Source organism: Psychromonas aquimarina ATCC BAA-1526 (assembly GCF_000428725.1).
GTDB classification, from domain to species: Bacteria; Pseudomonadota; Gammaproteobacteria; order Enterobacterales; family Psychromonadaceae; genus Psychromonas; species Psychromonas aquimarina.
The window spans coordinates 66968-89216 of record NZ_AUAM01000015.1; the positions used below are offsets into that span (position 1 = coordinate 66968).

The 22249-nt window shown below is 42.7% G+C and carries 21 protein-coding genes and 2 tRNA genes; 11 read left to right on the forward strand and 12 right to left on the reverse strand.

The features are described 5' to 3' along the window. The first annotated feature begins 196 nt into the window (after positions 1-196). Both cbiB and G337_RS0106565 read left to right on the forward strand, forming a co-directional pair. The gene (gene cbiB, locus G337_RS0106560; RefSeq protein WP_028863181.1) at positions 197-1141 is read left to right on the forward strand and encodes an adenosylcobinamide-phosphate synthase CbiB; all 945 of its coding nucleotides are present in this window, start codon (positions 197-199) and stop codon (positions 1139-1141) included. A 3-nt stretch (positions 1142-1144) separates the two neighbouring features. Next, positions 1145-2239, forward strand: a complete 1095-nt coding sequence (locus G337_RS0106565; protein WP_028863182.1) for a pyridoxal phosphate-dependent aminotransferase — start codon at positions 1145-1147, stop codon at positions 2237-2239. A 33-nt stretch (positions 2240-2272) separates the two neighbouring features. On the opposite strand, the gene G337_RS0106570 is transcribed toward G337_RS0106565, so the two are convergent. Continuing rightward, positions 2273-2737: a DUF4124 domain-containing protein gene (locus G337_RS0106570; RefSeq protein WP_028863183.1), complete on the reverse strand. Its 465-nt coding sequence runs from the start codon at positions 2735-2737 to the stop codon at positions 2273-2275. Between the two features lie 113 nt (positions 2738-2850). Between G337_RS0106570 and G337_RS0106575 the strand changes: the two genes are divergently transcribed. Then, positions 2851-3120, forward strand: a complete 270-nt coding sequence (locus tag G337_RS0106575; RefSeq protein WP_028863184.1) for a DUF3624 domain-containing protein — start codon at positions 2851-2853, stop codon at positions 3118-3120. Here the strand turns inward: G337_RS0106575 and G337_RS0106580 are convergent. The 5 genes from G337_RS0106580 to G337_RS0106600 form a co-directional block, all read right to left on the reverse strand. Beyond that, positions 3092-4204, reverse strand: a complete 1113-nt coding sequence (locus tag G337_RS0106580; RefSeq protein WP_028863185.1) for an anhydro-N-acetylmuramic acid kinase — start codon at positions 4202-4204, stop codon at positions 3092-3094. The genes G337_RS0106575 and G337_RS0106580 overlap by 29 nt on opposite strands. Beyond that, positions 4205-5572: an oxygen-independent coproporphyrinogen III oxidase gene (gene hemN, locus G337_RS0106585; RefSeq protein ID WP_028863186.1), complete on the reverse strand. Its 1368-nt coding sequence runs from the start codon at positions 5570-5572 to the stop codon at positions 4205-4207. 17 nt (positions 5573-5589) lie between these two features. Next, the gene (locus G337_RS0106590) at positions 5590-6069 is read right to left on the reverse strand and encodes a DUF2489 domain-containing protein (protein WP_028863187.1); all 480 of its coding nucleotides are present in this window, start codon (positions 6067-6069) and stop codon (positions 5590-5592) included. Between the two features lie 10 nt (positions 6070-6079). Beyond that, entirely contained in the window at positions 6080-6637 is a 558-nt protein-coding gene (yihI, locus tag G337_RS0106595) for a Der GTPase-activating protein YihI (protein ID WP_028863188.1), read from the reverse strand. 203 nt (positions 6638-6840) lie between these two features. Beyond that, on the reverse strand, positions 6841-7443 hold the full coding sequence (locus G337_RS0106600; protein WP_028863189.1) for a c-type cytochrome: 603 nt from the start codon (positions 7441-7443) through the stop codon (positions 6841-6843). A 129-nt stretch (positions 7444-7572) separates the two neighbouring features. Here G337_RS0106600 and yihA point away from each other — a divergent pair, with 129 nt between their 5' ends. Continuing rightward, positions 7573-8229: a ribosome biogenesis GTP-binding protein YihA/YsxC gene (gene yihA / locus G337_RS0106605; protein WP_028863190.1), complete on the forward strand. Its 657-nt coding sequence runs from the start codon at positions 7573-7575 to the stop codon at positions 8227-8229. Between the two features lie 56 nt (positions 8230-8285). Here yihA and G337_RS0106610 read toward each other — a convergent pair whose 3' ends face one another. Continuing rightward, positions 8286-10268 carry an ATP-binding protein gene (locus G337_RS0106610; RefSeq protein ID WP_051303022.1) on the reverse strand — a complete coding sequence of 661 codons (1983 nt, stop codon included), beginning with the start codon at positions 10266-10268 and terminating at the stop codon, positions 8286-8288. Positions 10269-10471: 203 nt separating this feature from the next. On the opposite strand from G337_RS0106610, the gene prlC reads away from it, so the two are divergent. Further along, positions 10472-12523, forward strand: a complete 2052-nt coding sequence (gene prlC / locus G337_RS0106620) for an oligopeptidase A (protein ID WP_051303024.1) — start codon at positions 10472-10474, stop codon at positions 12521-12523. 207 nt (positions 12524-12730) lie between these two features. On the opposite strand, the gene cobO is transcribed toward prlC, so the two are convergent. Then, the gene (gene cobO, locus G337_RS0106625; protein WP_028863193.1) at positions 12731-13324 is read right to left on the reverse strand and encodes a cob(I)yrinic acid a,c-diamide adenosyltransferase; all 594 of its coding nucleotides are present in this window, start codon (positions 13322-13324) and stop codon (positions 12731-12733) included. Positions 13325-13418: 94 nt separating this feature from the next. Next, positions 13419-14723, reverse strand: a complete 1305-nt coding sequence (gene nhaA / locus G337_RS0106630; protein ID WP_028863194.1) for a Na+/H+ antiporter NhaA — start codon at positions 14721-14723, stop codon at positions 13419-13421. Positions 14724-14947: 224 nt separating this feature from the next. Here nhaA and G337_RS0106635 point away from each other — a divergent pair, with 224 nt between their 5' ends. Next, positions 14948-16159 (forward strand): DUF945 family protein, encoded by a 1212-nt coding sequence (locus G337_RS0106635; RefSeq protein ID WP_028863195.1) that lies wholly within the window; start codon positions 14948-14950, stop codon positions 16157-16159. A 49-nt stretch (positions 16160-16208) separates the two neighbouring features. Here G337_RS0106635 and G337_RS0106640 read toward each other — a convergent pair whose 3' ends face one another. Together G337_RS0106640 and leuA are read right to left on the reverse strand one after the other, a co-directional pair. After that, complete coding sequence (locus G337_RS0106640; RefSeq protein ID WP_028863196.1) at positions 16209-16838, reverse strand: MBL fold metallo-hydrolase; 630 nt, start codon at positions 16836-16838, stop codon at positions 16209-16211. Between the two features lie 50 nt (positions 16839-16888). Beyond that, positions 16889-18448, reverse strand: a complete 1560-nt coding sequence (gene leuA / locus G337_RS0106645) for a 2-isopropylmalate synthase (protein WP_028863197.1) — start codon at positions 18446-18448, stop codon at positions 16889-16891. 333 nt (positions 18449-18781) lie between these two features. On the opposite strand from leuA, the gene msrB reads away from it, so the two are divergent. Beyond that, positions 18782-19228 carry a peptide-methionine (R)-S-oxide reductase MsrB gene (gene msrB, locus G337_RS0106650; protein ID WP_028863198.1) on the forward strand — a complete coding sequence of 149 codons (447 nt, stop codon included), beginning with the start codon at positions 18782-18784 and terminating at the stop codon, positions 19226-19228. On the opposite strand, the gene G337_RS0106655 is transcribed toward msrB, so the two are convergent. Beyond that, positions 19198-19638: a GNAT family N-acetyltransferase gene (locus G337_RS0106655; RefSeq protein ID WP_028863199.1), complete on the reverse strand. Its 441-nt coding sequence runs from the start codon at positions 19636-19638 to the stop codon at positions 19198-19200. The genes msrB and G337_RS0106655 overlap by 31 nt on opposite strands. A gap of 75 nt (positions 19639-19713) precedes the next feature. Here G337_RS0106655 and murB point away from each other — a divergent pair, with 75 nt between their 5' ends. The 4 genes from murB to G337_RS0106680 all read left to right on the forward strand — a co-directional run bounded on the left by murB (position 19714) and on the right by G337_RS0106680 (position 22170). Next, on the forward strand, positions 19714-20775 hold the full coding sequence (gene murB, locus G337_RS0106660) for a UDP-N-acetylmuramate dehydrogenase (RefSeq protein WP_084605302.1): 1062 nt from the start codon (positions 19714-19716) through the stop codon (positions 20773-20775). Then, positions 20762-21730 carry a bifunctional biotin--[acetyl-CoA-carboxylase] ligase/biotin operon repressor BirA gene (gene birA / locus G337_RS0106665; protein ID WP_028863201.1) on the forward strand — a complete coding sequence of 323 codons (969 nt, stop codon included), beginning with the start codon at positions 20762-20764 and terminating at the stop codon, positions 21728-21730. Before murB ends, birA begins: the two co-directional genes overlap by 14 nt. A 270-nt stretch (positions 21731-22000) precedes the next feature. After that, positions 22001-22076: transfer RNA gene (locus G337_RS0106675), tRNA-Thr, on the forward strand. A 10-nt stretch (positions 22077-22086) separates the two neighbouring features. Beyond that, a tRNA-Tyr gene (locus tag G337_RS0106680) sits at positions 22087-22170 on the forward strand. Positions 22171-22249 lie beyond the last annotated feature (79 nt).

Here is a 22249-nt window from a genome sequence, read left to right on the forward strand (position 1 = left end):
ATTTAGCAGGGCAATAAATCAATTATCGGCAGTGCTTATTAAGAATGAGGAAAATTTTACCGGCAGATTAAGTTAAACAGAAAAAAGAGGTTAAATTGTATTCAGAGAATTAAATATGAGCTTCATAATAGCCTCGTTAACAGCCCGGCGGCCTGCTATGATCTGCATTGTCTATTAAACCAGAAAAGGATTTTCCTTGTTAATTATCAAGTTATTAAGTGCCTACTGTTTAGATATATTGTTTGCCGATCCCTATCGAATTCCGCATCCGGTACAGGTAATCGGCTGGTTTATCAGCCGCCTGGAAAAAATGACGCCGCCAGGTTTTAAAAAACAGTGGGGTGCGGCTGCTAATTTACTGGTTCTCAGTACAACCTTTTTTGTTTGTTTATGGCTGGCGCGCCTGCACTGGGTAATTGAAGTGTATCTGCTTTATACCTGTCTGGCGACGCGCTCTTTAGCAGATGAAGCGCTTAAAGTTAAAAACATTATTGAGCAGGATGATATCAGCCTGGCACGTCAGGAGATAGGCTACCTGGTCAGTCGTGATACCAGCGAAATGGATAAAAAGCAGATTATCCGCAGTACCCTGGAAACCGTTGCTGAAAACAGCGTAGATGCTGTTGTTTCGCCTCTGTTTTATATGCTGCTTGGTGCACTGCTTGAGCCGTACCTGGCAGAAGCAATGCTGGCGTTCGCTATGCTTTATAAAGCGGTTAATACTTTTGATTCCATGTGGGGCTATAAAACAGCGCGCTATAAAGAGTTAGGCTGGTTTAGTGCCCGCCTGGATGACTGGGCAAACTATCTGCCGGCTCGTCTTACCGGTGGGATTTTACTGCCTGTTTCAGCGTATCTGCTTAATCTGAACTGGAAAAATGCCTGGTATATTTTTAAACGGGACCGCTGTAATCATGCCAGCCCAAACTCCGGACATCCGGAGTCTGCTGTTGCCGGGGCCTTAGATATTCAGTTCGGCGGGCGCACTCAGTATTTTGGTGAGTGGCAGGATAAACCGACAATCGGTGATAAAAATAAGCCGTTTACAGAAAATTTAATCGACAAAGCAGTCTGGCTGTTATGGTCAAGTTCCCTGCTGATGCTGGCTGTCATCTTTATAATTTTAATTTTTACAGGATAAATCATGGATTTACATGGTGGTAATGTACACCGTCTGAAGCGGGACAGTACTCGGCAGGATACACAGCAGTGGTTAGATTATAGTGCTAATATCAACCCGCTGGGCGTTCCCCGGTCGTTCACAAATGCATTAACAGAGCACCGCTATGCACTGGATATTTACCCGGATCCCGATTATGTAGATTTACGTCAGTCGTTAGCTGAATTTTCTAACGTTGAAATGGAGAATGTCTTAGTAGGTAACGGTGCGACTGAGATGATTTTTCTTTTTTTTAAAGCCCTTAAAGCATCAAAGGCGCTGATTATCGGGCCGACTTTTGCTGAATATGCCCGGGCGGCAGAGTCAGCAGGAACACAGATAGATTATTTTATTCTGGACAGCTGTGACGGTTTTAAACTAGATATGCAGCTGCTGGAGGCGCAGATAAAGCAGGGCTATCAAGTACTGACTTTATGTAACCCGAATAACCCGACTGGTAATCTTCTGGATTTACAGACATTGAAACAGATTATAAAGCTCTGTGAAGAGAATCAGGTGCAGCTGCTGTTAGATGAAGCCTTTATTGAGTTTGTTGACAGCGGCTTTCAGAAAAGTGCGGTTATATTTCAGTCACCGTCGGTATTTATTATAAGAGCATTAACTAAGTTTTTTGCTCTACCCGGCATTCGTTTAGGCTGGGCTGTTTCATTTAATGAAGCGCTGAATGCTAGAATAGGGCAGATCCGCGAGCCCTGGTCTGTAAATTGTTTTGCCGAGCTTGCCGGGATCACCGTGGTAAAAGATCAGACTTATATTAATGATTCTATAGCGTGGATAACTAATGAAAAGAGGGTTTTCAGGAATTTATTAAAAAGCTTAAAAGGTATAGAGGTGTTTGCAACAGAGTGTAATTTTATTCTGCTGCGCCTGCCTATGCCGCTTTGTGCGCAACAGTGTCGGCAATATTTATTAAAAGAGGGGGTTATCGTACGTGATGCGGGTAACTTTATAGGTTTAGACAGCCGTTTTATTCGTGTCGCAGTGAAGGATGCGCCGTCTAATAAAAGGCTGTATCAGCTGTTAAAGAATTACCTTGATGATCAACAGAAGTCAGAATAAGTATCCGACCACTTAATAATCAGCTGGCTATAACTAATTGCGTTCTAACCAGAATTTTTCTTCATTGAAGCTTATTAAAATCCGGTGCTTTTCATGCTCGATAATGTCGGCACTGCTTTGCGAGCTGGCAAAACCCGAAGATTGACTGCTGATCGATTTAAAGATGACTGACAGCAGAATTTTCGGATCATCAAGTTCCCACTGACCGGTATATATGATTTCATTGTCTGTATCTGAAGTTTGTTTAATGGAGAAGAAACCGGGATTTTTAAATACCCATTCCTGCTTCGTCTGCCCGCTTTTTCCAGTCCATTTTCCAATTAAAAAGGGCTGTGAAAATTTATCCGCTGCTGGTGAAGTGCTTGGTGGCGTTACTATCTGCTGCTCTTCTTGTGTCTGTGAAAAGTGGGTCACTCCTTTTTCATCCTGCCAGGTGTAAATTTCTGCGCTCACTGAAAAAGAAGATAAAATCAATAATAAGGTAAAAAAATAGGGCATGTCCGTTGCTCTTCGATAATAATTGAAGCATAGAATAATAACTCTAATTTTGAACAGCAAGCAGAACTTTTGTAAACTGTCGAATTTATGCGCAAATATGTGAGGAAAATAAGGTGGCCTGTAAGTTCTGTAGGGAAAGTTTATTTAGAGAAAAACTGGGCCGCTGTAAACGCTGTATGTGGCTTAATCTGGGCTTGTTAATTTTTTCGGGGGGCGGCTGGTATCTTTTACAGCAGTCAGGACCCAGGCAGGTTGAAACAATTGCGTTACTGCTGACATTTTCAGGCGCTTTACTGTTGATGCTTTTACATATTGGTGCTTATATTTATTACCGCCTGCAGGGTATAACTCACCCTACGGAAGATATACACAGCCGAGAATAGCATCTTGTCTGGCCCCGGTTACCGCTTTAAGGGGAACCGGTTTTTCTAAGCAGCGCTGTTCTGCCAGCCAGGCAAAGGCGGCCGCTTCTACATACATAGGATCAATATTTAAGCTGTGAGTATCGTTAATCCTATGCTTAGGTAATAAAGCTTGTAAGCGTTCCATCAGCAGCTGGTTTAGAGCGCCTCCTCCGCAGACAAAGGTCTCGCAGCCCCGGGTATGTATTTGAATCTGCTCAGAGATGGTTACAGCGCTGAATTCCAGTAAAGTCCGCTGAATGTCGGCATCTGAGTACTGTTCTATATTGACTAAGCTCAGCTGCTGTTTCAGCCAGGCCAGATTAAACTTTTCCCGTCCGGTGCTTTTAGGTGCTGTTTTTTTTAAATACGGTTCAGTTAATAATTGCGCTAATAGGGCTGATATAACTTCTCCCTGGGAGGCAAAAGATCCGTTTTTATCAAAGCTTTTCTGTCGGGTTTCATTGATCCAGGCATCCAGCAGCATATTACCCGGGCCGGTATCATAACCGAGCACATTTTTATCCGAAGTTAATACACTGATATTGGCTATGCCGCCGATATTCACAATAACGCGTTTTTTTCCTTTTTCGGCAAACAGAGCCTGATGAAAAGCCGGGACTAATGGTGCCCCTTGTCCGCCGTAGGCCATATCCATACGTCTGAAATCGGCAGCGCAGGGGATGCCGGTTGCGGCTGCAATTAAAGCCGCGTCACCAATCTGCTGAGTAAAGGGGTATAAACCCGATGGAGAATGAAAAATAGTTTGTCCGTGGCTGCCGACTGCAGTGATTTGTGAGGCCGATAATCCGCTTTCTTTGAGTAACTGTTTAACGGCATCCGCGCAGGCTAAAGCGAACTGCTGATCTGTTTCTCCCAGTGTCTGCAGATCAACATGTTTATCCCGGCATATCTGTAAAAGGCGGCTGCGCAGCTTTTCGGGAAGAGCCGGAGCACTACCTGCTATCTGCTGAAAACCTGAGCTGGTTCGCCGGGTGATCACTACATCTATCGCATCCAGACTGGTTCCGGACATAATGCCTATGTAGTAACTACCGAGAGTCATTTAAATTACCCGAGAGAACTGGTGCTGACGTGCTTTATTACGTAAATACACATCAAAACACATACAGATATTACGAATCAATAAACGTCCCTTGGGTTTTACGCAAATTTCATCTGCACTGACCGTGACCAGCTGGTCATCAATAAAACACTGTAATAATTTAATATCTTCAGCAAAATACTCAGCAAAGTTTAAATCGAAATGCTCTTCGATCTCTTTAGTATCGAGTTTGAAGTTACAGATAAGTTTTTTGATCACCTCGCGGCGGATCAGATCATCCGAATTAAGTCCGACACCACGCCATTGTGCATGACCGGATTCATCAATCTGATTGTAATAGTCCGCCAGTTTTTTCTGATTTTGTGAATAACAATGGCCGATCTGACTGATTGCGGAAACCCCCAAACCAAGAAGATCTGCGTCTTCCTGTGTGGTGTACCCCTGGAAGTTACGGTGTAATATGCCCTGCTGCTGCGCAAGAGCAAGTTCATCATCTGGTTTGGCGAAATGGTCCATGCCGATAAACTGATAGCCTGACTGAGTAAGAAACTCAATGGTATACTGGAGCATCTCCAGTTTCTCTGCAGGTTTAGGCATATCATCTTCATTAATTTTACGCTGCGCGGCAAAAATAGCCGGCATATGTGCATAATTAAAGATTGATAAACGAGCCGGATCTAACTCCAGTATTTTTTCTAAGGTGTGCGCAAAGCTGTCTTTAGTCTGCAGAGGCAGACCATAAATCATATCTAGATTGGTTGATTTGAAACCCTGCTGTTTAGCGCGGTTGAGCAGCTGGATAATAAAATCTTCATCCTGCTCGCGGTTGACCGCTTTCTGAACCTCTTTATTAAAGTCCTGCACGCCAAGACTAAGGCGGTTAAAACCTTGCGCCGCCAGGTGATCAATTGTGCTGATTTCAATTTCGCGCGGATCAACTTCAATACTTAATTCTGCGTTTTCTTTGAAATTGAAGTTATCACGCAGCACCTTCATTAAACGGGTGATCTGCTCCGGTAATAAAAAGGTTGGTGTACCGCCGCCCCAGTGTAACTGGCTGACTTGACGATTAGTGAAATGCTGCGCTTGAATCTTAATTTCCTGTTCCAGGTAGTCCAGGTATTTATCTGCTTTGCTCTGATGGCGGGTGATTACTTTGTTACAGCCGCAGAAGTAACAAAGTTTATGACAGAAAGGGATATGGATATACAGAGAAAGCGGGCGCTCAGGGTAGATGCTGCTCGCGTCGATCAGCTGCGGGTAATTAAAACTTTCAGCAAATTCTAAAGCCGTGGGATAAGAAGTGTATCTCGGGCCGCTGTAGTTGTATTTTTCAATTAGGGCTTGATCCCACACGAGCTTTTCCATTTGTCTCTCTCTTCTTTTTATATTGAAAATGTTTCTAACTGTAGTGCTTCTTTGATTACTGCATCTTCAAGTTCTGCTTCAGCGATCTGACGGCGCCTGTCCAGCATTTTGATCTCTTTGACCGGAAACTTTTTACGCTCATCATGAGTCGGCATATCTTTTACTTTATCAAACATAGCAGACAGCGCCGGGTACTGTTCTTGTATATCAATCGGCTTGTTGAGCAGCAGTGTTTCCAGTAAAACAGTTAAACGAATAGCCGCTTCAGATACGTTGCACTGTTTCTGTGCCGTGGCCCGGGCAATAAAGCGGATACTTTCACAGATATTATCGTTACGCTGCTGTTTCTTCTGTGCCTGCTGTTCTGCTTGTTGAGCCTGCAGCTGCAGATTACGGGCTTTGTGCACTTTGATTTTATTAATCAAGATGCCGGCATAAAAGGCCAGGCCGATAATAATAACAACTGAAACTGCAGCTAATACGATATTCAGATCCATGCTCTACTCGTTATTTTTTGAATTCATTTAATGCTGAACCAGCATCTTCAAACTGCTGCAGAAGATCTTCTTCACCCTCTTCATCTAACCAGCCAAGCTCTTTCATTATTTCCTGATGACGCTCCATCTGTTTATTAACCCACGACTGGTCGACTTGAGAAATACTTTCATCATTATCCAGCTGCTCAAGCAGTTCATTCAGGCGGTCATCATTTTCAATTAAAGCCAGTTCTTTTTCTGGAGACAGTTTGGGTGCCGGCTGACTTTTAATTACTTTTGCTTTCGGCTGATGCTGTACTTTTGCTGTTTCAACTGGTGCTTTTTCTTCAAGAATTAAGGGCACTGCTTTTTGACTGCCGACACGTTTTTCATTAACAGCCTGCTTAGCATTCTTCTGCTGCGTCTGTTTTGATTCATTGGCATTACGTGCACCCGCTTTATTACCTTTTAATTTACTTTTACGCTTTTTTTTGCGTGCTTCCTGCGCCTGTGAAGATGATTCTTTACGCGGGCCGCTGAATTTTGCTTCTGAATTACCTGCGGTGCGGCTTTTTTTAGTACGGGACATAACAATTACCTTTCATTGTTGTTAATGTAAATGCCGTTTATCTGTGATTTGCAGATGAACACACATTTATACGCTTTTAATAAGCGTGAAATTGGAGAACTTATAAAAGCGCACAATAGCAGATCTAAGAGTGTTTAAAAAGTGTATAAAAAAGGCGCTTCAATTAAGAAAGCGCCTTGCTGAAGTCTGTCCAGCAGCTGCTGTTAATGCAGTGCAGAGATGTAGTGGGAAAGTAATTCAATATCTTTATCGGTCAGTTTAGCCGCTACGTCAACCATCATACCGTTGACATCATTAGCACGTGCTTTACTGCGGAATTTCTCCAGCTGTGCTTTTAAGTATGCCGGATGCTGATTAGAAATTTTAGGGAATTTAGCAAGTTCCAGACCGTTGCCGCGCGGGCCGTGACAGGCTGTACAAGCAGGAATCTGGCGCTCGATATCACCACCCATGTAAAGTTTTTGTCCGGCTTCTACTATTTCCGGTGTGACTGTTTCAGGTGTCGGGCTCTGGCTTGAATAGAAAGCTGCAAGATCTTTGATATCCTGCTCTGAAAGTGCCATTACCATGCCCGCCATAATCGGATCGTTTCGTGTACCGTCTTTGAATTCTTGTAACTGTTTCTTAAGGTAGCTTATATGCTGTCCGGCTATTTTAGGATAAAGGTCTGACGGACTGTTTCCATCGGTGCCATGACATGCAACACAAGTCACTGATTTTGCTTTACCTGCTTCAATATCACCTTGTGCTTGTGCGGAACTAGAAAAACAAAATACGGCAAATAATGTCACTAATAATTTATTCATAACTATCCATTTTTTTCTTAAAGTATGTTAACCCAAGCATGCTACAATGAGCGCCAAATAAAACAGGTGTAGTTTACACAAGTTTAATAAAAGTAACAATTTTGCTACATGAGTAAAGCGAGGCATATCTTGGAATTTCAAAAAATACATTTTCAAAAAGCGCATTTTTTAATTAGTGCACCGGATATTCGTCATTTGGATAAACATCTGCCGCCTGAAAGCGGTATCGAAATCGCTTTTGCAGGGCGTTCCAATGCGGGAAAATCTAGCGCATTAAACCGCTTAACTCGTCAAAAAAGTTTAGCCAGAACCAGTAAAACACCTGGCCGTACGCAGCTGATTAATGTTTTTGAAATTGAAGAAGGTAAGCGTTTAATCGATTTACCGGGTTATGGTTTTGCTAAAGTACCGCTTGCTATGAAGCTTAAATGGCAGAAATCCTTAGGTGAGTATTTACAAGAGCGTGAATCATTAAAAGGTCTGGTTGTGTTAATGGACATCCGCCATCCCTTTAAAGATCTGGATCAGCAGCTTATTTACTGGGCGATTGATGCGGATATTCCGGTACTGGCTTTATTAACTAAAGCGGATAAATTAAAGCAGGGCGCACGTAAAGCAACTTTATTAAAAATGCGTGAAGAAGCGAAAAATTTTGAAGGTGATGTACAGGTTGAGCTGTTTTCTTCTTTAAAAGGTTTCGGTGTTGATATCTTAGAGCGCAAAATAGCCGGCTGGTATGCTCTGGATGACCAGCTCGATACAGAGCAGGCCGCAGAAGCGGAATAAATTACTTTTTATAAGTTATACAAAAAACCTCCCGAAGGAGGTTTTTTTGTTTCTGCCTATGAATCCATATTAGCTTTATAAGGGATGCGTATTTCAAAGTGGCAGCCCTGCTCGCCTAAGATATATTGAATATCACCTTTAAACAGCTGGTTGACGATATTGTAGACAATATGCGTGCCTAAACCGCTGCCTCCTGAGCCGCGTTTTGAGGTAACAAAGGGATCAAAAATACGATCCGCAATTTCATCGGGAATACCTTTACCCGTATCCCGGTAATTCAGATGTAATGTATCGCCTTCTAGCTTCAGCTCAATATAAATCTCACGTTTACCTTCCCAGTCTTCAAAACCATGGATCAGTGAATTCAGAATAAGATTGGAATATATCTGCACAAAACTTCCCGGGAAGCTGTAGATGGACAGATCTTCCGGGCATTCGATAAACACCTGGCAGCGGGACTGTTTAAGTTTATGTTTAAGCGAGGTGACTACCTGATCAACATTTTCTGCCAGTTTAAAGGAGTAACAGGCTTCACTGGACTGATCTACTGCGACCTGTTTGAAACTGCTGATTAAGTCGGCTGCCCGTTTCAGATTCCCGTTTAATAAACGTCCTGACTCGGTTAAACGGACAATCAACTCTTCAACATAAGTACGTGAAAGGCTGTTGCTGGTGAGTTTATTTTTCAGGGTATCGATCTCTTCCTGCAGAAATGAAGCCGCCGTAACACTGATTCCGATCGGTGTATTAATTTCATGGGCAACACCCGCCACTAGTCCGCCTAATGATGCCATTTTTTCTGACTCAACCAGAGTCTGCTGGGTGCGTTTTAACTGCTCTAAGGTATGGGTGATCTGCTGATTACTTTCTGTTAAGGCCGCTGTACGTATATTTACTTTTTCTTCAAGCTGATCATTAAGCTGTTTAATCTCAAATTCAATCTGTTTCTGCGGGGTGATATCGTGACCGAAACCGATTAAGTATTTGATATTCATGCCTTCGTAAAATGCCGAGAAGGTCCATAACAGTGTATTTATCTCCCCCATCTGATCGTGCATATCTATTTCGATACTGTGGATGGCTTCATTCTGGGTGAGCTTGCTAAGCAGCTCTTCTTTGCGGTCATCGAGAACAAAAATATCCAGCCAGTTTTTCTGATTCAGCTCTTCCTGACTGTAACCGGTTAAAATAACGGCCGCCGGGTTGATCGTTGATATTTTGAAATTATTGTCCAGACAGCAGATTACTGTACTTGAGGAGTTGATAATGGTAGCGGAGAAATCACGCTCCTGCTGCAGCTCTTCAATAGCAATCTCTTTATCGGTAAGTTCGGCAACGATCCTTTTCTGCATTTTATTAAGCAGATAGACCAGTTCATCAAGTTCATCACTGGAAGAAGAGATATGGTGATTACGGCCGTCTAAAATAAGATCTTTATTATGGGTGCTGAGTTTAATATTACGTGTATACAGGGCAATTTTATTAACATGGCGGATCACCATATAATAGATAATAAACAGAATACAGATTGAAACGACCATGGTTTTGATGGTTTGACTGACTAAGATAAGTAAAGATTTTTCTATTAAGCGGTCGTAAACTTTTTCTAATGATGCCGCAACAAATAAAGTACCAACAACCTCGCCCTGATAAGTCAGGTCAAACTTTCTACTGATATCAAATTTTTCTTTTAATGTGCCCTGTTCAATTAACGGCACTTCAGTATTGCCTAAGACCTCATGAATAAGTACATACTGCATATCTGACAGATTCATAATACCTTCAATCTGAATTTGGATCTGTTCTTCGTCAAGGTTCCATAAACTTGCCGCCATAGGCTGTAGAAAACTGGATTCAATCTGGTCGATGCTGGCCTCAATTTTGCCGACATCCTGCTGGAAATCCCACATTAGCTGAATAAGAGTGATAATAACTGCGAGTGCACTACTACAAAGGAGAATATAAGAAAGTAAGCGGTTAGAAAGGCTGTTCCTAAATTTTAACGGCTTAAAAAGTGAAAAAATCTTTTTTGTTTTCATTCTTGAAAATCCGAGTCATATTCAAACATAATTTACGGAGTTTGCCATAAGCAAACCACTCTCCCTATTATCGTGCGTCTAAAATGCTATCAATACCTAATAATTGCATGAGAAAAGCGTTACTTAATTCTATGTTAGCGTAAGCTTGATTTTTTGTGGAATTTCCATTTAACTCTATTTCCCTCTTTTGATAGGCCGCTGCCATGAATAACACTGAAAAATTAAGTATTAACCAAACCGATGGTTTGCCTTTATTCAGCCAGATACTGCCGGAGCAGATAGTTCCTGCTGTGACTCAGGCAATTGAAAATAATAAGGCATTGATTGAAAAAACACTAGCAACGGATATTCCTTTTACCTGGGATAATTTTATTAATGTATTAGATGAAGCCGATGATCATTTAGGTAAATTATGGTCTCCGGTTTCGCATATGAATGCAGTTGTTAGTAATGACCCGCTTCGTGAAGCACATGATGCTTGTTTAGCTTTATTTGCCGAGTACGGGACCTTTGTCGGCCAGCACAAAGGTTTGTATGAAGCTTACCTTAGCATAGCTGATAGTGAGCAGTTTGCCTGTTTAAAAACAGAACAGAAAAAAGTGATTAATGATGCGCTGCGCGATTTTAAATTAGCAGGTATTGCGTTACCTGAGAATAAGCAGAAACGTTACGGTGAAATTAAGCAGGAGCTTGCGCTGCTGCAGTCACAGTTCAGCAATAATGTTATGGATGCTACCTTAGCGTGGAGTAAATTAATTACTGACGTTAATGAATTAGACGGCTTACCGGAGAATGCAGTTGCCGCCGCTGAGCAGGCAGCTCAGGAAAAAGAGCTGCAGGGTTACCTGTTAACATTAGAATTTCCTAGTTATCTGCCGGTTATCACTTACGCTAAAAACCGTTCTCTGCGTGAAGAGGTTTATACTGCGTTTTCAACACGTGCATCGGATCAGGGACCGAATGCCGGAGAGTTTGATAACTCCGATATTATTGATCAGGTTTTAGCATTGCGTCATGAATTAGCTTTACTGTTAGATTTCTCTGACTTTAGTGAGTACAGTTTAGCGACTAAAATGGCTGAAAGCCCGGATCAGGTGATTACATTTTTAACCGAGCTGGCTGAAAAATCCCGTCCGCAGGCGCTGCAGGAACGAGATCAGGTTTTAGCCTTTGCTAAACAGATGGATAACCTTGACCAGCTGCAGGCCTGGGATCTGAGTTATTATGCGGAGCTGTTGAAACAGCATCGCTATGCAATTTCAGATGAAACGCTGCGTCCGTACTTTCCGGAAAATAAAGTTGTCAGCGGTTTGTTTGCTGTGGTTAAACGTCTGTTCGGCCTGACTATTAAAGAGTCTTTTGATTTTGATACCTGGCATGAAGATGTGCGTTTTTTCCATATTTATGATCAGCAGCAGACTCATCTTGGTAGTTTTTATCTGGATCTCTATGCCCGTGCTCATAAACGCGGCGGGGCCTGGATGAATGACTGCCGTGTACGCCGCCGTTTAGTTAACGGAGAACTGCAGCTGCCGGTTGCCTACTTAACCTGTAATTTCACTAAGCCTGTTGGTGATAAACCGGCACTATTCAGTCATGATGAAGTGATCACTCTGTTCCATGAATTTGGTCATGGTCTTCACCATATGTTAAGTAAAATCGAATCATCGGCAGTATCGGGTATTAATGGTGTGCCGTGGGATGCAGTGGAACTGCCTAGTCAGTTCCTGGAAAACTGGTGCTGGGAGCCGCAGGCATTAGCACTGATTTCCGGGCATGTGGATAACGGTGAAACACTGCCGGCCGAGTTACTTGAAAAAATGCTGGCGGCCAAAAACTATAACAGCGCATTAATGATGGTTCGCCAGTTAGAGTTTTCATTGTTTGATTTTGTACTGCATCATCAATACAAACCACAACAGGGCTCGCAGGTACAGTCGGTATTAAGCGAGATTCGTGCTAAAGTTGCAGTGATCACGCCGCCGCAGTTTAACCGTTTTCAGCACAGCTTTAGTCATATTTTTGCCGGCGGTTATGCTGCCGGGTATTACAGTTATAAATGGGCTGAAGTATTATCCGCGGATGCTTTTTCTCGTTTTGAAGAACTGGGTATTTTTAATGCTGAAACAGGGCAGGAATTTTTACAGGCGATCCTTGAAAAGGGCGGCAGCGAAGAGCCGATGGCCCTGTTTAAAGACTTTATGGGGCGTGAACCACAGATTGATGCCCTGTTACGTCACTGCGGCATCAAATAGGTAATACCAAATCCACTAATTTTATATTCATTTATGCTGGTTAAAATGAATGCTAACTTCGTTATTGATTTTACAATTAGAACAACTAGTTACTGCAATCAATGCCTTGTTTTTATTCATTTTTCCTACGCCTAAATAGATCACCTAATTAATGGAATTGGTATAATTATCGGGAAGCCGTTTTTAAACGACTTCCCGAGTGACTTTTTACCATTCAATACCGGCCTGTGCTTTGACGCCGGCTTTAAATGCATGTTTTTCATTTAAAATCATACTGTAGGTATCTACTGCATCGATCAGTTCCTGTTTCGGCCCGCGCCCTGTTAAAACCACATTCATTTTTTCCGGGCGATTTTTTAAGGCGTCTAAAGCCGGTTGAATATCTAAATACTGATATTTGAACATATAGGTGATCTCATCAAGAATCACTAACTGGTACTGCTCATCTGCTAATAGAGTCTGCGCTTTTGCCCATGCCTTTTCTGCGCTCTTTATATCCTGTTCTTTATCTTGTGTTTCCCAGGTAAAACCATCACCCATGGCAAACCAGTCAACATTTTCATGGCTGCTGAAGAACAGTTCTTCGCCGGTGGACATAGAGCCTTTTAAAAACTGTACTACTGCGGCTTTATGGCCATGGCCAAGAGAGCGGGCTAACATACCAAATGCTGAACTGCTTTTACCTTTACCCGGCCCGGCTAGTAAAATGGAAACGCCGCGCTCCTGGTCTGCTGCCGCAATTTTCTGGTCCTGCTTCTCTTTGATCGCTTTCATTTTTTTCAAGTGTTTTTGATCGTTCATGCTGGCTCCTTGTCTGTAATACAAAAAAGCCTACTAATTTAGTAGGCTTTTCTGCAAGGTTAACTCAGATTGTTGTACTTAACAAATTGAGTTATCAATTAGCAGTGTTAATTGGTTTGGCCGTGATTAAAAGAATATAACCAATGACCCCTGATACCAAGGAAGCAACAAAGACTGCAACTTTAGCGATGATCTGATGTTCCGGATCAGTAAATGCAAGATCGGTAATAAACAGCGACATGGTGAAACCAATACCAGCTAAGAAACCAGCACCAATAACATGAGACCAGGTCACACCTTCCGGTAAAGCTCCCCACTTGAGGCAGGTCAGCAGCTTGGTAAACAGGAATATACCTAAAGGTTTACCAATAATCAGACCGGCTGCAATACCCAGTACAACTGGATTGGTCAGCTGCTGCAGCATACTGCTGTCTATAATCACGCCGGCATTACCAAGTGCGAAAAACGGTACAATAAACAGTGTTGAAATAGGGTGCAGTGCCTCTTCTTTAAGCTGCAGAGGGTTGGCTGCCTGAAAGCTTACTGCTTTGATTTTTTTCAGTGTTTTAATGGCATGCTTAGTTAAGACATCCTTCTCACAGTGACGGTCAACCTCTAGATCATTCAGCAGTGCCTTGGTTTGATCAAGGTAACTGTCCATGGATATTTCACGGCGCGAGGGGATAGTGAATGCTACGGCTACACCGGCAACGGTTGCATGTACGCCCGATGCTAAGAAGCTTATCCAGACAATGCTTAGACCTATGGTGTAATAAAAGAGCGGGCTACGGACACCGTTACGGTTAGCGACAGCCAAAATCACTAAACCAGCTAAACCTACCAGTAATTCATTAACAAAAATCTGTTCGGTATAGAAAATAGCAATAACTATTACGGCCATTAAATCATCGCCGATAGCTAACGCAGATAAAAATACTTTCAGGGTTACCGGGACACGGCTGCCGACAATGGCTAACACACCTAAAGCAAAAGCAATATCGGTTGCCATAGGGATACCCCAGCCGTTAGCTGTTGGTTCACCGATATTGATCAGGTAATAAATTCCGGCCGGGAAGACTACTCCTCCTAGTGCGGCAAACAGCGGCAGGGCCGCTTTCTGAACGCTGGATAATTCTCCGTCTAACAGTTCGCGCTTAATTTCTAAACCGATGAAAAAGAAGAAAATTGCCATTAAAAATTCATTGGCGATTTTGTGCAGATTGATTTGATTTACTTTGTCACTGAAGCCTGAAGAAACTTCCCACAGGGTGTTGTGCCAGACAGCATAGTAATGCTCGGGTGCAATATTAGCCCATAGTAGTGCAACTGCTGCTGCAATAACTAACAAAACCCCGCCCGTTATAGGGCTATGTAGCCAGTGCCATTTATGTGAACTCATTAATGCTCCTAAAAATAATCGTGAAAAATATGGTATATACTTTATTTTTAGAGCACCTCATTTGTGCTCTAATGATTGTAATCTACAGCGTTTTGATTCAATAATGAAGCAAGATCGTGACATTTTAGGTCAAGGCTGTGACATTTTAGGTCAAGAACTCAGCCTGAATAGGCCTCCAGACTGTATTATATTTTCAGATAATTTTCATCAGAACGGATAAAAAAATGAAAAAAACATTGAGTGCACTATCCTTTTTGGGTGTTATTTTATTAACCAGTACCTATTTTGTCGGGGAAATGACCGCCCGTGAAACTGAAAAGCTTTTTCTAAAACAGCAGCCGCAGGAGCTCAACAGCAGGCTGATAAGTTATGAGAAAAATTTCCTTACTGCCGATGCTCTCAGTGAAGTGACTGTAACCTTAGAAGGTGAAAATCCAGTTATATTTTCGATTCACAGCCGCATAAAACATTATCCGTACAAGGCGGTTATAAGTAATGATATCAGGCTGTCTGACAGTGAACTTGGCGCAAAATTAGATAACTATTTCGGCAGTGAAAAATGGCTGAATTCTCAGGAAGAGATCAGTATTTTTGGTAATCTTAGCGGCAGGTTAAATTTATCTGCGGGCAGTTATGAAAACGCCCGGGAGAAAATAAGCAGTCGGCCTCTACAGCTGGATTATCAGGTGGATCTGCAGGACTACTCGGGATCAGCACAGATTAACTGGGCAGGGGCAGATGCCGCTACTAGTAGTGGTGATTTTTCCATTGAGTCGGTACAGCTTTTTTCTGATTTTTCATCCTTAAGCACAAACGGCAGTTATGCATATTTTTCTAAAATTGGAAAAGTCATTATCGGGCAGAAAAATTATCAGTCGATATTACAGGGGCTGGAATTAAAAGGCAGCAGTCAGGCGGGGCAGAAAGCCGATACGGTTGATACCAGCAATGAATGGAAGATAGCCCGCTACGAAATGAATGACGGACAGGGAAAAGTATTTACAGATAATCAGATTAAGCTTGAGATAAAGGGCTTATATTCCCCTGCCTTGGATATTTTAGCTAACAGCAGTGAGAACAAGCAGCTGGTAGAAAATGCATTAAAAGATCTGTTAGCTAAAGGAGCGGAATTAAACCTTTCAAAATTATCTTCTCAGACTCCCTGGGGGGAGGTGGACGGTTATCTGCAGCTGACCCTGCAGCAGGGAGCCCCGTTAGTGGAGGTGATCGGCAATCCGTTTATGCTCTTTGATTATGTTAACGGCAAAGCGAAATTAGCTTTACCTGATTCCCTGCTTGAAGAGCCTGCAGTTGCAGAGTCTTTACAAATGGGCCTGAGAACCGGATTTTTAAAGCATGAAAATAACAGCTTGAGTCTGGAAACATATCTGGAACGTGGCGAGTTCAGCGTTAACGGCAGGGTGATCCCGCTTTAATGCAAAAAAGGGCATAACGCCCTTTTTTGTTATTTGTCTCAAAAGCAGATTAACGCAGGAAGGGATTGCCTGTTTTTTCTCTGCCGATTGTTGTTGTCGGACCGTGCCCCGGGTAAACGATTGTTTCTGCCGGTAAAGTTAATAACTTTTCTTTAATACCCCGGATCAGCTGGAGCTGGTTGCCTCGGGGGAAATCAAATCGTCCTATGCCGCCGTTAAAAAGAATATCACCAACAATCACCTGACTGCTGGCTTGATCAAGCAGCGCTACATGCCCCGGTGTATGTCCCGGGATGTGCAGGACTTTCAATTTGATATTACCTACTGTAACTATCTCATTCTCTTCTAACCACTTTGTCGGTGTAAAGCTGGCGGTTGTTGGAAATCCAAAACGCTGGCTTTGTGCTTCTAACTGCTCCAGCCAGAACAGATCTTCTTTTTCCGGGCCGATAACAGGTATATTTAAAGCCTGCGCTACGGCCTCTGTGCCGCCCACATGATCGAGGTGTCCATGGGTTAAAATTATTTTATCAACTTTAACGCCCTGCTCTTTAACTACGCTTAATATGCGCTGCGGATCACCGCCGGGATCAACCAGCGCCGCTGTGCTGGTTTCTTCACAAATGATTAGGCTGCAGTTTTGTTCAAACGGGGTTACTGGAATTACGATAATTTTCATGATTACTTCTTCTTATAAAAACAAAGGCGGTCAAGTTCCGCCTTTTTAAATTAAACTTGCTCTGTATGCAGGCGCTGCTTTTTCTGTACCTCAACCGCCTTAGCTAAGTGAATATGGTTCATAACGTGCACCATAGCTTTTGCTGAAGACTCAATAATATCCGTCGACAGACCTAAGCCGTGGAATTTCTGCTCTTTATAAGTAGCAACAATATCAACCTGTCCGAGTGCATCTTTACCTTCACCTTTAGCGCTGATCTGGTAGTCGTCCATGCTTATATCTAAGCCGGAAATACGCATTAGACACTGGTAAGCGGCATCAATCGGTCCGTTGCCTGTGGCTGCTTCGACAACTTTTTTCTCATCACCAATACTCATGGTGATGGTTGCGGTGGCAACCAGGCCGGATCCGGACTGCACATTAATATTTTCTAGTTTGTAGTATTCCGGTTCGCTGTTGAGCTGATTAAAGAACATTAATGCTTCTAAATCGTAATCAAAAACCTGACCCTTTTTATCCGCTAATTCTAAGAAGCTTGCGTACAGTGCTTCAAGATCATAATCACTGTCACGGTAGCCTAATTCCTGCATACGGTGCTGAATAACATGACGGCCGGAACGAGAAGTAAGGTTAAGCTTGTTGGTAGAAATACCAACGCTTTCCGGAGTGATGATTTCATAGGTATTCTGCGATTTCAAAACACCGTCCTGATGAATACCCGATGAGTGAGAAAATGCATTGGCACCGACAATCGCTTTATTAGCCTGAATAGGCATATTACAAAGCTGACTGACTAACTGGCTGGTACGTGATATTTCAACCGGATTAATACTGGTTGAGAAGCCCATTTTATTTTTACGTGTGTGTAAAATCATGGCTACTTCTTCAAGTGAACAGTTGCCGGCACGTTCGCCGATTCCGTTCATGGTACATTCAATTTGACGGGCACCGTTTTCAACTGCGGTAATTGAGTTGGCGACGGACATGCCTAAATCATCATGACAATGTACTGAAATAACTGCTTTATCGATATTTGGTACACGGTTAAACAAAGTTTGGATAATGCCTCCAAACTCACTTGGGATGGTATAACCAACGGTATCGGGAATATTTATGGTAGCCGCACCCGCTTTGATTGCTTCTTCCACCATACGGCATAAGTTATCAATCGGTGTACGGCCTGCATCTTCGCAGGAGAACTCAACATCATCAGTAAAATTACGCGCATATTTGACCGCGTTAATGCCCATCTCTAGAACATCTTCAAAGCCGCGTTTTAATTTGTTTTCAACGTGGATGGTTGAAGTTGAAATAAAGGTATGGATACGGAATGCTTCGGCGGCTTTTAAAGCCTGGGCAGCTGCATCGATATCTTTAGGTAAAGCACGGGATAAAGCACAAACTCGGCTGTTTTTAATTTCCTGAGCAATTGTCTGCACCGATTCGAAGTCCCCCGGAGAAGAAATCGGAAAACCAACTTCCATTACATCTACGCCTAAACGCTCGAGAGCAAATGCGATCTGTAGTTTTTCTTTTACTGTAAGGCTTGCGCTTAGTGCCTGTTCGCCGTCGCGTAAGGTCGTATCGAAAATAATAACTTGATCGGACATATGGAATCCCTTTTATTGTATTTGGTTATATACCTTAATACGCAGGTATAAAAAAACCCGCGCATGGCACGGGTTTCTGGAGTTTAACTGATCTTAGTCAGACACTCGCGGCCCGTACGCATTAAGCGTAAGCAGTAAAGCCGGCAGGAGTGCAGAAATAGTTTTCATCGGTTAATCTCAAAGATTTAGTATGTATATAAATAAATACCGCGTTTTGATATTTGCGTCAAGTTGTTCTTATTAATAACGCTTCAGCGCAGACAGTTTGTCTGTTTGATTTCTGATAAGAAGATCGTAATATCAATAACAAACATATTATAGAAAGAGAATCATATGAGTGATTATAAAAAACCAGGCTCACAGGAGCTGCGTGATACGCTCACTGCGATGCAGTTCAGCGTCACTCAGGAAGAGGGCACCGAACCGCCCTTTAATAATGAATACTGGGATAATAACCGCGCTGGAATATATGTAGATATAGTTTCCGGTGAGCCGCTGTTCAGTTCATTAGATAAGTTCGATTCACACTGCGGCTGGCCGAGCTTTACTCAGCCGCTGCAGAATACAGAGTTAACTGAAAAAGCAGATAATAGGTTATTTGCTGCGCGTACCGAAGTACGCAGCCGGCTTGCCGATTCGCATTTAGGCCATCTGTTTGCCGACGGTCCTGCTCCGGGCGGATTACGCTACTGTATTAACTCGGCTGCAGTGCGTTTTATTGCTGTTGATGAGCTTACTGAACAGGGTTATCAGGACTTTCTGATTTTATTCGGCGAATAAAGCATTAACAGCAGATCTCTGTTCTTACTGTACGAGTAGTATTTTTTGCCGATAATTTCTGGGGCTGCCTGTGTATCAACAAGTATAAACCCAAGCTGTGAATAGAAGGAGTGCAGATGAGCATAGGGAAAACAGTAAATTACTTGTTTATGTAAAAGCAGTATTTTTGTAATTAACAGCGATGCATAACCTTTTCCTCTGTGGTCTGGATCGCAGGCGACACCTGTCAGCAGCTGGTGCTTATCAAGTGTTTTTAACTTAGCGCTGCAGATTATCTGCTTACCTTTAAGAACAAATACTGCTTCATCTTTGCCGGCCAGCCCTTTTTTATAAACTCGTTTATAAAACTGATTTACCAAAGGAAGCTTAAGCTTTTCTAGTTCAATAAACTGTAAATCGGACGACTGCAAAACACCCCCTTTATTATTTTTGTTTCACCCGGGTGATCAGGTAAACTATTTGTTCTTCTACAACAGGGCACCATAATGATTGAAACCAATAGCTCGCTCAAGGCTTTTAATACTTTTTCTATCGAAGCTAAAACTCAGACCTTATTTCATTTCAATAATATTAAGCAGGCTGCAGAATTAGCGGCGCTGGTAAAAGAGATGCGCGCCGCTGACAAACCGGTACTTATCTTAGGCGGCGGCAGTAATATTTTATTCTGTGAAGACTTTTCTGGTTTAGTTATAAAAGTTGAATTATCCGGTGTTGATATTAAAGAGTCTGACAGTGACTATATTGTGCAGGCCGCCGCGGGTGAAGACTGGCATCAGTTAGTGACAAACTGTATAGAAAAAGGTATCGACGGTCTGGAGAATTTAGCCTTGATCCCCGGTGTTGTCGGCGCCGCGCCGGTACAGAATATAGGCGCTTACGGTACGGAGTTTAAAGATTTTTGTGAATCGGTTGAATATCTTGATTTAAACAGCGGTGAGTTTTTTAAGTTAAATGCGCAGCAGTGTTTATTCGCCTACCGTGACAGCATATTTAAAACCGCAGCAATGCACTCGGCTTTAATTACCAAAGTAACCATGAAGCTGAGTAAACAGTGGCAGGCACATAGTCGTTACGGTTTGTTAAAAGAGTTAGATTCATCCGCTAAAGTTACGGCTAAACAGATTTATCAGTCAGTCTGTCAGATCCGCAGTGAAAAACTGCCTGATCCGGAACTGCTGGGTAATGCCGGCAGCTTTTTTAAGAATCCTGTGGTATCACAAGAACTGGCGGCAAAGTTATCTGCATTATATCCGCAGATGCCCTGTTATCCGCAAGAGGACTGTCGGGTAAAACTGGCCGCCGGCTGGTTAATTGATCAGGCTGGTCTTAAAGGAACAAAATTCGGCGGTGCGGCAGTGCATCAGAACCAGGCGTTAGTCCTTATCAATGAAAACAATGCCAGTGCATTAGATATTGTACAGTTAGCTGAATTAGTAAGAACAACAGTAAAAGAAAAGTTTAGTGTCGAACTGGAGCACGAGGTGCGTTTTATGGGCTGCCGGGGTGAAACAAATTTAAGCGAGGTGATTAAAAATGTCAGAGCTTAATGAGCAGGGCAATAAGTTATTACGCTTACTAGCAGATGGTGAGTTTCATTCCGGCGAAAAAATCGGGGCTTTATTAGGCGTGTCGCGTACTTCCGTGAATAACTATATTAAAGCACTGCAGGAGATAGGTTTAGATATCTATAAAGTGCCGGGACGCGGTTATCAGAGTGCGGCTCCGCTTGAGCTTTTAGATGAACAAAAAATTGCTCTGCTCGCCGATAATAATTTTGTTCATGTTGAGCAGATTGTTGATTCAACCAACCAGTGGATATTAGACCGCATTCCCGATTTAAGTAACGGACAGAGTTGTATTGCTGAATATCAGTTAGCCGGAAGAGGGCGCCGCGGACGCAGCTGGGTATCACCATTTGCTTCGCACTTGTATTTTTCATTTTACTGGCGCTTTGACGCCGGCATCGACAAGGTATCCGGGCTGAGCTTATTAGTGGGTATTGCTGCGGTCAACGCATTACAAAAAACGGGTATTGAAGGTGTTTCACTAAAATGGCCAAATGACATTTATTATCAGGGAAAAAAACTTGCCGGTATTCTGATAGAACTGAATGCACAGGCAACAGAAGCCTGTCATACGGTTATCGGTATAGGTATTAATGTTAGAATGCCTCCTGAGCAGGCCAGGCTTATCGATCAGCCCTGGACCGATTTAACTGCTTTAAGCAGTGAAACGGTTGACCGTAACCTGTTAACTGCAGCTTTAATCAAAGAGTTAACAGTATTGTTAACGGAATATGAACAGACAGGATTAAGCCCGCATTTGAAGCGCTGGTTTGAGCTGGACTGTTTCCTCAATAAGCAGGTTAATTTATTAATTGCAGATCAGGTAAAAAACGGTATCTGTCGAGGTATTGATGAAACGGGGGCCTTATTGTTAGAGTGTAACGGGCAGGTGGAAGCCTATATTGGCGGTGAAATATCCCTGCGTCTGGTCAAATAAGCCTTTAATCAGCAGAAGTTATTTATTGATGATTGTGTTTTTTGCTTGGATTAACCGTTTTATACAGTCCGTGCTTAAACAGAAATCCTTCTTTGTTGATAAATGTAAGCAGAAAAATCTGCGCAGTTAAGCGGATTCTGCTGGATAAATAAACGAAACAAAGCCAGGTTGTTTTGTTTTTGAGCAAACAGTTAAAAAATGCAGATTAATTACCAATAAAGGCTTGCAAGGTTTCATTAAGTTCTCTATTATTCGCACCACTTAGACGGCGCCGACTTAGCTCAGTCGGTAGAGCAACTGACTTGTAATCAGTAGGTCACCAGTTCGATTCCGGTAGTCGGCACCATTTAAGTCCTGGAGGGGTTCCCGAGTGGCCAAAGGGAGCAGATTGTAAATCTGCCGCGTAAGCTTCGGTGGTTCGAATCCACCTCCCTCCACCATATTTTCTCGCAATGCCACGTTGTGAGAGTCGGAGTTTTAAACTTCGGCAATGCAGTTACAATATCTAAGTACATTGTT